This is a genomic window from Providencia sp. PROV267, from assembly GCF_028477825.1.
Lineage (GTDB): Bacteria > Pseudomonadota > Gammaproteobacteria > Enterobacterales > Enterobacteriaceae > Providencia > Providencia stuartii.
The window spans coordinates 102,679-116,096 of sequence record NZ_JAMPLX010000003.1 but is presented as its reverse complement, the minus strand read 5'-3'; the positions used below and the strand labels follow the sequence as shown (position 1 = coordinate 116,096).

Here is a 13,418-nt window from a genome sequence, read left to right as displayed (position 1 = left end):
TCCCCCATAATGAAAAAATTCGTAAATAAGAGTGAGGTTGATGATGAGTAATGTTCCTGCAGAGCTGAAATATACCCGTGAGCATGAGTGGGTCCGTCATGAAGGTGATGGCGTTTACACCGTAGGTATTACCGAGCATGCCCAAGAGTTATTAGGTGATATGGTGTTTGTCGATCTCCCCGAAGTGGGCAGCTCTGTTGATATTGGAAGTGAATGTGCGGTTGTCGAATCTGTTAAAGCTGCATCCGATATTTATGTTCCACTAAGTGGTGAAATCATTGAAGTTAACGAAGCGCTAGTTGATGCGCCTGAACTGGTCAATGAGCAACCTTATCAAGAAGGTTGGATTTTCCGTATTAAAATTACCGACGAATCAGAACTGGCTGATTTGTTAGATGCTGACGCTTACTCAGCATTGCTCGAAGAAGACGAATAATACCGTAAAACGCCCCGTAATGCTGTCATTACGGGGCGTTTTGCTTTGAAGCCTACCCTTTAGCAGCAGATTAGATATAGGAATGGGAACACAGCTATGACGATGCCTCTGAGTCAATTAGAAAACCGTTCGGAATTTATTCAACGCCATATTGGTCCATCAGAACAACAAGTAAAAACGATGTTGGACACTGTGGGTGCCACCTCTCTTGATGCACTGACAGACAATATTGTCCCTAAAGCCATTTTATTGGCAGAGCCACCAAGAGTCGGTGGTGGGGCGACAGAACAAGAAGCGTTAGCAGAATTGAAAGCAATAGCGAGTTTAAATAAGCGCTACAAGAGTTATATTGGGATGGGGTACGCCCCGGCTATTTTACCGCCCGTTATTTTACGTAACTTACTCGAAAACCCAGGTTGGTATACGGCTTATACGCCTTATCAGCCAGAAGTGTCTCAAGGACGCTTGGAATCGTTATTAAACTTTCAGCAATTAACGATTGATTTAACAGGGCTTGAATTAGCTTCCGCTTCCCTTTTAGATGAAGCGACAGCAGCGGCGGAAGCCATGGCGATGGCGAAACGTATTAGTAAATTAAAAAATGCTGAACGTTTTTTTGTTGCTGACGATATTCATCCACAAACATTAGATGTTGTTCGCACCCGTGCAGGCACATTTGGCTTTGAAGTGATAGTCGATAAAGCTGAGAAAGTCCTTGAACACGAAGGTGTGTTTGGGGCGTTATTGCAGCAAGTAGGCTCGACTGGTGAAGTCCATGACTACAGTGAACTGTATGCGCAACTCAAAGAGCGTAAAATTATAAGTTGTGTGGCCGCTGAAATGATGGCTCTGGTGATGTTAACCGCACCGGGTAAACAAGGCGCTGATATTGTCTTTGGCTCAGCACAGCGCTTTGGTGTGCCTATGGGGTATGGTGGTCCACATGCCGCATTTTTTGCTTGCCGAGATGAATACAAGCGCGCAATGCCTGGCCGTATTATTGGTGTATCTCGCGATGCGTCCGGTCATACTGCACTGCGTATGGCGATGCAAACCCGAGAACAACATATTCGCCGCGAAAAAGCAAACTCAAATATCTGTACGTCACAGGTGTTGCTAGCAAATATTGCCGCAATGTATGCCGTTTACCATGGCCCAAAAGGGTTAAAATTGATTGCTGAGCGTATTCATCGCTTGACATCTATTTTCGCTAAGGCGCTACAAGATGCGGGTATCACACTACGTCATAAGAGCTGGTTTGACACACTCTCAATTGAGGTAGCAGATAAAGCTGCCGTTCTGGCGCGGGCGGAAAGTGCGAAGGTCAACTTACGTACTGATATTCATGGTGCAGTTGGTATCACATTCAGTGAAACAACAACACGCCAAGACTTGAATGAGCTATTCACTATCATCACAGGAAATGAGCAAAAATTGGATTTCGAACAACTTGATAAACAAGTTTCGGCCCAAGAGAGTGCTATTTGCCCTTCAATGCAACGTGATGATGCCATTTTGTCGCATCCGAATTTCAACCGTTATCATAGTGAAACGGAAATGATGCGCTATATGCACAGCCTAGAGCGTAAAGATCTCGCATTGAACCAAGCGATGATCCCGCTTGGCTCTTGTACGATGAAACTAAATGCTGCGGCTGAAATGTTGCCGATCACATGGCCTGAATTTGGCGAAATGCATCCATTCTGCCCACCGGAGCAAGCTCAGGGCTATCATCAAATGATTGAGCAGCTATCACATTGGTTAGTTCAGTTAACAGGGTATGATGCAGTCTGTATGCAGCCTAACTCAGGTGCCCAAGGTGAATATGCAGGGTTATTGGCAATTCGCCGCTACCATGAAAGCCGCCATGAAGGACACCGTAATATTTGCCTTATCCCTGCATCGGCACACGGCACCAACCCTGCATCAGCACATATGGCTGGTATGGAAGTGGTGGTGGTACGCTGTGATGATGAAGGGAATATCGATCTGGTGGATTTACGTCAGCAGGCAGAAAAACATAGCGATAATCTTTCGTGTGTGATGGTGACTTACCCGTCAACTCATGGCGTGTATGAAGAGAGCATCAAAGAGGTTTGTGAGATCATTCATCAGTTTGGTGGGCAAGTGTACCTCGATGGTGCCAATATGAACGCACAAGTAGGCCTAACAACGCCAGGTTATATTGGTGCCGATGTTTCTCACCTCAATTTACACAAAACCTTCTGTATCCCACACGGTGGTGGCGGTCCAGGTATGGGGCCAATTGGCGTGAAAAAACATTTAGCGCCATTTGTTCCGGGGCATTCAGTTGTTGAACAAGAGATGATCACTGAGCAAGGCGCAGTTTCGGCAGCACCTTTTGGTAGTGCGTCCATTCTGCCAATCAGTTGGATGTACATTCGTATGATGGGATCTTATGGTCTGAGAAAAGCAAGTCAGGTAGCGATTTTAAACGCGAACTACATTGCTAAACGTCTACAAGGCCGCTATGACATTCTGTATACAGGTCGTGATGGCTACGTTGCTCACGAATGTATTGTTGACTTGCGCCCAATTAAGAAAGATACAGGGATCAGCGAATTAGATATCGCAAAACGCCTCATCGATTATGGTTTCCATGCACCAACCATGTCATTCCCTGTTGCGGGTACATTGATGATTGAACCAACAGAATCAGAAAGTCTGGTGGAAATTGATCGGTTTGTTGATGCGATGTTAGCCATCCGCAATGAAATTGACAAAGTGGCTAATGGGGAATGGACACTGGAAGATAACCCACTGGTTAATGCTCCACATGTTCAAACAGAGCTAGTGGCGCAGTGGGAGCATGCCTATAGCCGCGAGTTAGCTGTATTCCCAACAGCGGCCACAAAAGCAAACAAATATTGGCCTGCCGTGAAGCGCTTGGATGATGTTTATGGTGATCGCCATTTACATTGTTCCTGTGTGCCGATTGAAGAGTATATGTGATTAGCGTGTTGTAAATAATAGGTAGCCCTCAATAGTTGTATTATCAATTATTGGGGGTTTTTAGTTATAGTGGGGAAAGGATAAAACGCATCTTTTTCATCAATCGATAGCCGTTGGTATTTTCCGCGTGATAACACGATTGAGTTAAATACCCGATATTATTACCGGGTATTTGATTCACTGATTCACACCAAGAGCAAACTCTATTGGTGAATAAATTACAACAACCAACCTTTTTGCTGGGCGAGTTTCAATTGTGGTAAGAGTTGCTCCCAAAATTCAGGAAACACTTCTTCTATAAACTCATTTCGAGCGATCACTTGCTCTAGGCGAATATTATTCTCGACCCAACTTTGCCCTTGATTATGTAAATTTAAGAGCATAGGAATGGTTCTATCGATAACATTGGCAAATTTCGCATCCAATGTTTCTGCCGCATCATACTCTTTCCATAAAGCCAAAAATTGCTCATTTTGTGGGGAAGGGAGTAAGCCAAAAATACGAACAGCAGCTTTGACCTCTTCTTCGCGAATAGCATCACGTGCCGCAACATCGTAAACCAAAACATCACCTGCATCGATTTCGACGATATCATGTACTAAGGCCAACTTAATGGCGTGATCAACATTCACTCCTTTGACATAAGGCGCGAAACTCATTGCAGCCATAGCAAATTGCCAACTATGCTCCGCTGTATTTTCCTGCCTCTCATTGTTGAGTAATTTATTTTTGCGATAAACACTTTTTAGTTTATCCAACTCCATTAAAAATTGGATAACTTCGGTAAAGCCGCCAAAATCTAAAACGTCAACGGACTTATTACCTTTTGCAGATGACATAAAAACCTCAATTATTTTTCTTCTTCCAACGAGTAAGGGAGTGGCTGAATAGTTAGGTGGCTTTGCTCATCCCCTGTAACACGAAATACACTATCCGCTTCCATATCATTATTCATAATGATTTGAATATTCACTTCACCATTTGCTAATTTCACCGCAGCAAGAACAGTACCGGTACGGCGCCATTTATCACCTAATTGCCATTCTACACCTTCACCGACTGCCGGAACGGATGTTGCTGTGCCTTTCAGCCAATACATCGCCCGCTTATTGGCGCCACGGAATTTTGCCCGTGCGACCATTTCTTGTCCGGTATAGCAACCTTTTTTAAAGCTAATACCATAAGGTAAGGCTTGCAGGTTGGTGGCTTGAGGCAAATGTTGCGCGCTGCTGGCTTGTTCGATGACGGCGTATCCCGCTTCTATTTCTAGTGATAACCATTGCTCATCATTAACCACTTCCGCATTAAGCGAGTCGGTAATTTTTTGTGCGGTAGCTTGATCTGTGACGATAAGAAAACGTTCGTTAGGCAATGCGTAATGTAAAATTGTTGAGACGCCATCAACGGTGACTTGGTTTTCTGCATCAGGTAGCGTAGTGAATATAGTGGCTAATGCTTCGCGAGCGCCTTTCCCCGCGACACCGAGTAATTTTAGCTCTTGCTTATGTTCAAAGGTGACTTTCGAGAACACCGCGTATTTTTTTAGCTCGGCTAATTGGCTATCAAGTACGCTGGCTCTTTCAATATAAGAGAAACCATCAAGGTGGTGGAATAGACGCAAGTCACTCCACATTTTCCCTTTAGGATCACAGTGAGCGGTTAAGGTGTGTTGTGCTGGTGTCATTGCGCTAACATCAGCCGTAACTTGCCCTTGAAGGTACTTTTCAGCATCAAGGCCATGCAAATGAATTAATCCCCAGTTTTCCAGTGAAATCAATATAAGTGGTAAAGACTGAGAATCGAGAGGGAATTGTTTTGAGTGAGCAACTTCAGTAGTCATGATTTCACCTGTTTTTCTTTCGTATCAGAAGGGGGTTAATGGTAAAAGAGCTGGATTACATTGCAAGTAGTTATTATGATGCGCTATCAATTATTCAATATTTTTAATCGGCATTCTTGGATAAAAGCGCGATAGAGTGATGAAAATTATCGACATTGTACGATAGGTCATGTTTTCCCAATCAATTATCTGTTAGAGTATTGAAAATAATTAATCTTATCAGTTAACTGCAACAAATAAGGTCGTAGTGGAATGGATATAGAGAATAAAGCAAGAATTCATTGGGCTTGCCGTCGTGGTATGCGTGAGTTGGATATTTCCATCATGCCATTCTTTGAATATGAATATGAAGGACTCTCTGACAAGGACAAACGTACTTTTGTTCGTTTACTTGAGTGTGCAGACCCTGATCTGTTTAACTGGTTAATGAATCATGGGCGCCCAGACGACGATGAGTTGTTTGGTATGGTTAAATTGATTCAGGAAAGAAATAAAAATCGTGGTCCTGTGGAAATCTAATCTCTCCATTTCATGGAAAACTCAGCTTTTTTCAACCTGTGCTCATGGGGTAGTCGGCTTTATTCTATTGGTCGCACCATGGGCGCCAGGGAATTCAATGGTGTGGTTGCCGCTGTTAGTGATTGTGATTGCTAGCTGGGCAAAAAGCCAAAAAAGCATCAGCAAAATCAAAGGGACTGCGGTACTGGTTAATGGCAATAAAGTCCAATGGAAAAAGAATGAGTGGAGTATCGTTAAGCAACCTTGGTGTAGCCGTGTGGGGGTATTATTGACACTCAGTGCCTTACAAGGTAAGCCACAGAAGATCCGTTTATGGGTTGCAAAAGATGCCTTATCAGAAGAGAGCTGGCGTAATTTAAACCAACTATTACTGCAATATCCTGATATTTAATCATTAGGGGTTATTGCAGTAATGGGGAAAGTCAGCATAGTCAACTTACAGTAATTCTTCAATCTCGGTTAAGATTTGCATACACCACTGTGCGATACGCTCATCGGTCTCTTCAAATTGATTCACATCATCTAAAGCCAAACCAACGAACTGTGTACCATCTTCTGTCAGTGCTTTCGGGCTTTCGAATTGGTAACCATCGAGTGGCCAAAAGCCTACAAATTGCACCCCTGTTGGCTTTAGTTGATGATATAGCATGCCTAGTGCATCAAGAAACCATTCACTATAATCAATCTGATCGCCCATCCCATACATAGCAACAATTTTGTTGTTAAGCTTAAGATTGGGAAGCGCATCCCAAATTGCCAGCCAGTCTTCTTGTATTTCACCAAAATCCCACGTAGGGATACCCAAAATGAGAACGTCATACTGCTCCATCAGTTCAGGCGGTGTATCGTTGACATTATGTAATGTAACCAAATCTTCACCGAGGATATCGCGTATTTTTTCCGCGACAATTTCGGTATAACAAGTACTAGAACCGTAAAAGAGACCTATTTTCATGTTAATGTAACTAGTTTTCATTGCAGTAGAGAGGTATTGTAACAGAATGAACGGTATCGGGCACACACTCTCAATATTTTAGGGGGATGAGAAGACGAACCGAACATCACCAATAGCGCTGTAACTTGAGATAGGATAGGTATAATAGCTTACGTGGCGGTTATGAAGAGGAATATAAGCAGCGTGGAAACCAAACAGCTTAATCCATTAATTGAGCAATTTCTTGATACCATTTGGTTAGAGCAAGATCTCGCTGAAAATACATTGGCATCTTATCGTTTAGATTTGCAATTATTAGATAAGTGGCTGGAAGCGAATCAATTGGATTTGGAAAGTGTTCAATCAATCGATTTACAATCGTTTTTGGCAGAACGGATTGAAGGGGGATACAAAGCGGCTAGCTCTGCGCGTCTATTAAGCGCTATGCGGCGTTTATTCCAATATTTTTATCGTGAAAAAATACGGCTTGATGATCCTTCAGCGGTGATTGCCGCACCTAAAATACCACAACGGCTACCAAAAGATTTGAGTGAACAGCAGGTTGAAGACCTACTGAATGCCCCTGCAACCGAGGATCCTCTTGAGCTTCGCGATAAAGCGATGTTGGAAGTCCTGTATGCTTGTGGGTTACGAGTCTCAGAGCTGGTGGGGTTAACTTTCTCCGATATTAGCCTACGGCAAGGTGTCATACGTGTTGTGGGGAAAGGGAATAAAGAAAGATTGATTCCTCTGGGAGAAGAGGCTATTTATTGGGTAGAAAAATACCTTGAAGAAGGTAGGCCTGACTTACTCAATGGTAAAGCCAGTGATGTTTTATTTCCTAGCAAACGTGGCACAAAAATGACGCGCCAAACATTTTGGCATCGTATTAAACATTATGCGGTGATTGCGAATATCGATTCTGAAGCGTTATCACCACACGTTCTACGCCATGCATTTGCGACACATTTACTGAATCACGGCGCCGACTTACGAGTTGTGCAAATGCTATTAGGGCATAGTGATCTCTCTACGACACAGATTTATACACATGTCGCAACCGAGCGTTTGCGCATGTTACATGAGCAGCATCATCCAAGGGGGTGATGTGCGTTAAAGGATAATTATGAAACATAAACTACTCTTATGGGCGGCTTGCATTGCAACATTTTCCGCCTCAGTGTCTGCGGCAACAGATGATAAAGTGATTGAAGAGAAGCTTGCCAGATATAATATCTCTGTAGAATCAATCAAACCATCGCCTATTGTAGGGCTTAATACTATTGATACTTCAGATGGTATTATTTATGTAACTGATGATGGGAAATATTTATTACAAGGCCCTATTTATGATTTAAGCGGCAAAATGCCAGTCAACATTTCTAATCAACCACTCATGAAAAAGGTTGAAGCGCTAAAAGATGAAATGATCGTCTTTAAAGCGCCGAAAGAGAAGTATGTGGTTACAGTATTTACCGATATTACCTGTAGCTACTGCAAAAAATTCCATGAATCGGTTGGTGAATTAAATAGCAAAGGTATCACAGTCCGTTACCTCGCTTACCCACGCCAAGGTTTGGAGCATGAGTCTGCAAAACAAATGGCATCTATATGGTGTAATGCGCTCCCTCAAAGTGCATTAACTAAAGCGTTTAAAGGTGACGAAGTTGCCATGATTGATGAATGTAAAATTGATCTCAGTAAACACGTTAAGTTAGGTAGCCAATTTAAAATGACAGGAACGCCAGCGATCGTGTTACCTGATGGGCAATTATTGTCGGGTTATTTATCCCCCGATAAACTGTTAAAGATACTCGAACAAAATAGTTAACCATTGTGAATGTAGAAACTTTTTTACGCCAGCGTACACTCGCTGAGGATATTAAAACACTGGATGGTTTTCCTGAAATCCTTCAGCGAGTTTATGCCCATCGAGGCGTGACGGATATTTCACAGCTAGAGCGTAAAGCCGCTAACTTATTAGATTACCGCACGTTATCAGGGATAGATAACGCATTAACGCTACTTTATAGTGCATTGGAGAACCATAGCGTAATTACCATCGTAGGGGATTTCGATGCTGATGGCGCTACGAGTACGGCTTTAGCTATTCGCGCATTAAAATCAATGGGATATGTGAACTTAAATTACATTGTTCCAAATCGGTTTGAAAATGGTTATGGGCTGACGCCTCTTGTCGTTGAGGAAGCCTACAAACGCGGCGCGGATCTTATCATCACCGTTGATAATGGTATTTCGTCACACGAAGGTGTCGAAGCGGCTAGGCAGCATGATATTAAGGTCATTGTGACGGATCACCATCTTCCGGGAGATGTATTACCGAAGGCCGATGCCATTATTAACCCTAATCTAGAAGGGTGCCAATTTGCTTCTAAATCATTAGCAGGCGTTGGCGTGACTTTCTACTTAATGTCCGCGTTACGCGCCAAATTGCGCCAAGAAGGCTGGTTTGTTAAGCAGGGAATGAGCGAACCTAATTTAGCCGAATTCTTAGATTTAGTTGCGCTCGGAACAGTGGCAGATGTTGTTCCACTTGATACTAATAATCGTATTTTAGTGCATCAAGGTCTGCATCGTGTTAGGGCGGGGCGTTGTTGTGCGGGGATCAAAGCATTAATCGAGGTCTCAAAGCGGGAATGCTCTCGTTTGGTCGCCAACGACTTTGGTTTTGCTTTAGGTCCTCGTTTGAATGCCGCAGGGCGTTTAGATGATATGTCTGTGAGTATTGAATTACTCCTGACCGATGATATGGCCTATGCGCGGGAACTGGCTAACGAGCTGGATGGATTAAACCAAGCACGGCGGGAAATTGAAGCGGGGATGCAACAAGAAGCTTCCGTGTTATTTAATAAAATTGAGTATAGTGATAGCCAATTACCCAATGGGCTAGCTATCTATCATCCTGAGTGGCACCAAGGGGTTGTGGGAATATTGGCGTCAAGGATTAAAGAACAATATCACCGCCCTGTGATTGCTTTTGCACCCGCGGGTGACGGCACATTAAAAGGCTCAGGGCGCTCAGTACCAGGGGTACATATGCGCGATGCATTAGAGCGCCTAAATACCCTACAACCGGGGCTAATGCAAAAATTTGGTGGTCATGCCATGGCGGCTGGCTTGAGCCTAGAAGAGAGTAAATTTGGCTTATTTAAGCAGCATTTTGAATCATTGATGGGGGAACTTATTCAACCCGATCAGCTATCAGGTGTTGTTTGGAGTGATGGTGAACTCAAACAGGATGAGTTCACATTAGAAATTGCTGAGTTACTACGTGAAAGCGGCCCTTGGGGGCAATCATTCCCTGAGCCTGTTTTTGACGGCTATTTTCGGTTGCTGCAACAGCGCTTAGTGGGTGAACGCCATCTTAAAATGATGTTAGAGCCAGTGAAGGGAGGGCCAATGCTGGATGCGATTATGTTTAATATCGATGTGCGGCGGTGGCCTGATAATAGTGTGAAACGCGCAAAAATTGCGTTTAAACTAGATGTTAACGAGTTTCGAGGTCAAAAGAGTGTTCAACTGATGGTTGAGCACATTTGGCCTGAATAAGGGAACTTTCTCAGTTTACGTCGATGAGAGGTAAGATTCGCTTTTGCAGTGCTATAAATTTTAGTGAAATTCCGTTATCATTGACGGTTTGTGAAGAATTTATTCTATTTATAACGACCAAACATAAGACATTGAAAAATGACGTTTGAAATTAACCCAGTAAAAAGTAAGATTCAGGACCTATCTGAGCGAACAGCGGTCCTTAGGGGGTATCTTTGACTATGATGCCAAGAAAGAACGCTTAGAAGAAGTTAATGCGGAACTTGAGCAACCAGATGTCTGGAACGAACCTGAAAGAGCACAGGCGTTAGGTAAAGAGCGATCTTCTCTTGAGGCGATTGTTGACACCATAGATCAAATGACCCAAGGCCTTGAAGACGTTGAAGGCTTACTCGAACTTGCTATTGAAGCTGATGATGAAGACACCTTTAATGAAGCAGGTGAAGAGTTAACTCAGCTCCAAGCAAAACTAGAGCAGCTTGAGTTTCGCCGGATGTTTTCTGGTGAATATGATAGCGCTGATTGCTACATTGATTTACAAGCCGGTTCTGGTGGTACTGAAGCCCAAGATTGGGCCAGTATGTTAATGCGTATGTACTTACGTTGGGCAGAATCGAAAGGCTTCAAAACAGAAATTATTGAAGAATCAGATGGCGATGTGGCGGGTTTAAAATCGGCAACCATTAAAGTTATTGGTGATTATGCTTACGGTTGGCTAAGAACAGAATCCGGCGTACACCGTCTCGTGCGTAAAAGCCCATTTGATTCAGGGGGCCGCCGCCATACGTCGTTTAGCTCCGCCTTTATTTACCCTGAAGTTGATGACGATATTGATATCGAAATTAACCCAGCAGATTTACGCATTGATGTTTACCGCGCTTCTGGTGCGGGTGGGCAGCACGTAAACAAAACTGAGTCAGCAGTACGTATTACGCACATACCTACAAATATTGTGACTCAATGTCAGAATGACCGTTCGCAACATAAAAACAAAGATCAAGCCATGCGCCAGTTAAAAGCGAAGCTTTATGAACTGGAGATGCAGAAAAAGAATGCTGATAAGCAAGCGATGGAAGAGAATAAATCGGATATTGGCTGGGGTAGCCAAATTCGTTCTTATGTCCTTGATGATGCACGTATTAAAGATTTACGTACTGGTGTGGAAACGCGTAATACGCAAGCCGTACTGGATGGTGATTTGGATAAATTCATTGAAGCTAGCTTGAAAGCTGGCCTGTGAGGAAAAAATGTCTCAGCAGCAACAACAGGGTGCAGAACAAGCACCCGATTTGAATAACGAATTGAAAGCACGTAAAGAAAAACTCGTTGCTTTACGTGAAAAAGGGATCCCATTCCCGAATGATTTCCGTCGTGATATCACATCGGAAAAGATCCACGCACAATATGATGAAAAATCAGCGGAAGAGCTAGAAGACTTAAATATTGAAGTCGCCATTGCTGGCCGTATGATGACTCGTCGTATTATGGGTAAAGCATCATTTGCAACCCTGCAAGATGTGGGTGGTCGTATTCAAATCTATGTTTCTCGCGATGACTTAGCGGAAGGCGTTTATAACGAGCAATTTAAAAAGTGGGATTTAGGCGATATTTTAGGCGCTAAAGGCCGCTTATTTAAAACCAAAACAGGTGAATTGACTGTCCATTGTCACGAAGTGCGTCTACTGACGAAAGCACTGCGCCCATTACCGGACAAATTCCACGGTTTAGCAGACCAAGAAACACGTTATCGTCAACGTTACCTTGATCTGATTGCCAACGATGAATCTCGCCACACCTTTATGGTTCGTTCGAAGATCTTAGCTGAGCTACGTAACTTTATGGTCGGCAAAGGCTTTATGGAAGTGGAAACACCAATGATGCAAGTTATCCCTGGTGGTGCTTCTGCTCGTCCATTTGTGACTCACCACAATGCGCTGGATATCGATATGTATCTGCGTATCGCTCCTGAACTGTACCTAAAACGTTTAGTGGTTGGTGGTTTCGAACGTGTGTTTGAAATTAACCGCAACTTCCGTAACGAAGGCCTGTCTCCACGTCATAACCCTGAGTTCACTATGATGGAACTCTATATGGCGTATGCTGATTACCGTGACCTAATCGATCTGACTGAAGAGTTATTCCGCACGTTAGCGCAGAATGTTTTAGGAAACACTGTCGTTAAATACGGTGAGCAAGAGTTTGATTTTGGTAAACCATTTGCCAAATTGACCATGAAGGAAGCCATTTGTAAATATCGTCCTGAAACTAACGTTGCTGATTTGGATGATATGGATAAAGCGGTTGCAATTGCCCAGTCTATCGGCATCAAGGTAGAAAATAGCTGGGGCTTAGGTCGTGTTCAATGTGAAATTTTTGAAGAGGTTGCAGAAAGCCACCTGATCCAACCAACTTTCATTATTGAATATCCAGCGGAAGTTTCACCATTAGCTCGTCGCAATGATGAAAATCCATTTATCACCGACCGTTTTGAGTTTTTCATCGGCGGACGTGAAATCGGTAACGGTTTCTCTGAGTTAAATGACGCTGAAGACCAAGCAGAGCGTTTCGCTGAGCAAGTTCGTCAGAAAGATGAAGGTGATGACGAAGCGATGTTCTATGACGAAGACTATGTCACCGCATTAGAGCATGGTTTACCACCAACGGCTGGCCTCGGGATTGGTATTGACCGTATGGTCATGCTATTTACTGACAGTCATACGATCCGTGACGTGATCTTATTCCCTGCATTACGCCCATCTAAAGCTTAGTGCTATCAATAACAATGCCCAGCTGAGTCTGGGCATTGTTTTATCCAATCCTAAATCGTTAAATAATACGTTAGTACAGTTAGCGATTATTAAATTATTACTTAAGTTAAATTATTTTTGTTAATGTATTTCCTTTATCAATAGGGCTTAATTATTTTTTATTGTTGCGCTTAAGTGGAAATACTCAGACATCATTTTTATGTTTATAACATAATAAGTGTAATGTACTTAACAAAATGTTAATAGATAAAAGATTCGAATTTGTTTTTTTGTTAGAAAATATTTCATATATTGAAATATTGTACGTTTCAGAAAAATCAAATAGTCACCGCCGTCCTGCAGTGGAATTGTTTATTAACCGGATAAAGGTTTCGCTTG

The 13,418-nt window shown here is 43.0% G+C and carries 12 protein-coding genes; 9 read left to right on the top strand and 3 right to left on the bottom strand.

Annotation, left to right across the window (positions count from 1 at the left end; genetic code table 11):
• Positions 1-43: 43 nt before the first annotated feature.
• Together gcvH and gcvP are read left to right on the top strand one after the other, a co-directional pair.
• Positions 44-436 carry a glycine cleavage system protein GcvH gene (gene gcvH, locus PR709_RS03130; protein ID WP_014656389.1) on the top strand — a complete coding sequence of 131 codons (393 nt, stop codon included), beginning with the start codon at positions 44-46 and terminating at the stop codon, positions 434-436.
• A gap of 96 nt (positions 437-532) precedes the next feature.
• A complete protein-coding gene (gcvP, locus tag PR709_RS03125; RefSeq protein WP_004921716.1) occupies positions 533-3,409 on the top strand; it encodes an aminomethyl-transferring glycine dehydrogenase in 2,877 nt (958 codons plus the stop codon).
• A gap of 218 nt (positions 3,410-3,627) precedes the next feature.
• Here the strand turns inward: gcvP and PR709_RS03120 are convergent, their stop codons facing one another.
• The gene (locus PR709_RS03120; protein ID WP_004921714.1) at positions 3,628-4,248 is read right to left on the bottom strand and encodes an HD domain-containing protein; all 621 of its coding nucleotides are present in this window, start codon (positions 4,246-4,248) and stop codon (positions 3,628-3,630) included.
• Positions 4,249-4,259: 11 nt separating this feature from the next.
• Positions 4,260-5,249 (bottom strand): tRNA-modifying protein YgfZ, encoded by a 990-nt coding sequence (gene ygfZ, locus PR709_RS03115; RefSeq protein ID WP_004921711.1) that lies wholly within the window; start codon positions 5,247-5,249, stop codon positions 4,260-4,262.
• 252 nt (positions 5,250-5,501) lie between these two features.
• Between ygfZ and sdhE the strand changes: the two genes are divergently transcribed.
• A complete protein-coding gene (gene sdhE / locus PR709_RS03110) occupies positions 5,502-5,768 on the top strand; it encodes an FAD assembly factor SdhE (protein ID WP_004921708.1) in 267 nt (88 codons plus the stop codon).
• Complete coding sequence (locus PR709_RS03105) at positions 5,749-6,159, top strand: protein YgfX (protein WP_036941148.1); 411 nt, start codon at positions 5,749-5,751, stop codon at positions 6,157-6,159. The genes sdhE and PR709_RS03105 overlap by 20 nt, the downstream gene beginning before the upstream one ends.
• Positions 6,160-6,204: 45 nt before the next feature.
• Here PR709_RS03105 and fldB read toward each other — a convergent pair whose 3' ends face one another.
• Positions 6,205-6,723, bottom strand: coding sequence for a flavodoxin FldB (fldB, locus tag PR709_RS03100; RefSeq protein WP_014656387.1), 519 nt, complete (start codon positions 6,721-6,723; stop codon positions 6,205-6,207).
• 162 nt (positions 6,724-6,885) lie between these two features.
• Between fldB and xerD the strand changes: the two genes are divergently transcribed.
• The 5 genes from xerD to lysS all read left to right on the top strand — a co-directional run bounded on the left by xerD (position 6,886) and on the right by lysS (position 13,040).
• Positions 6,886-7,809, top strand: coding sequence for a site-specific tyrosine recombinase XerD (gene xerD, locus PR709_RS03095; RefSeq protein ID WP_004921697.1), 924 nt, complete (start codon positions 6,886-6,888; stop codon positions 7,807-7,809).
• 19 nt (positions 7,810-7,828) lie between these two features.
• Complete coding sequence (gene dsbC, locus PR709_RS03090) at positions 7,829-8,533, top strand: bifunctional protein-disulfide isomerase/oxidoreductase DsbC (RefSeq protein ID WP_004921696.1); 705 nt, start codon at positions 7,829-7,831, stop codon at positions 8,531-8,533.
• Positions 8,534-8,538: 5 nt separating this feature from the next.
• On the top strand, positions 8,539-10,272 hold the full coding sequence (gene recJ, locus PR709_RS03085) for a single-stranded-DNA-specific exonuclease RecJ (RefSeq protein ID WP_004921693.1): 1,734 nt from the start codon (positions 8,539-8,541) through the stop codon (positions 10,270-10,272).
• A gap of 138 nt (positions 10,273-10,410) precedes the next feature.
• Positions 10,411-11,512, top strand: a protein-coding gene (gene prfB, locus PR709_RS03080) for a peptide chain release factor 2 (RefSeq protein ID WP_101495230.1) whose coding sequence is annotated in 2 segments (ribosomal slippage) — positions 10,411-10,488 and positions 10,490-11,512 — 1,101 coding nt in all. Because the reading frame shifts where the segments join, the coding sequence is not laid out codon by codon here.
• Positions 11,513-11,519: 7 nt separating this feature from the next.
• Positions 11,520-13,040 (top strand): lysine--tRNA ligase, encoded by a 1,521-nt coding sequence (lysS, locus tag PR709_RS03075; RefSeq protein WP_004921686.1) that lies wholly within the window; start codon positions 11,520-11,522, stop codon positions 13,038-13,040.
• Positions 13,041-13,418: the final 378 nt, after the last annotated feature.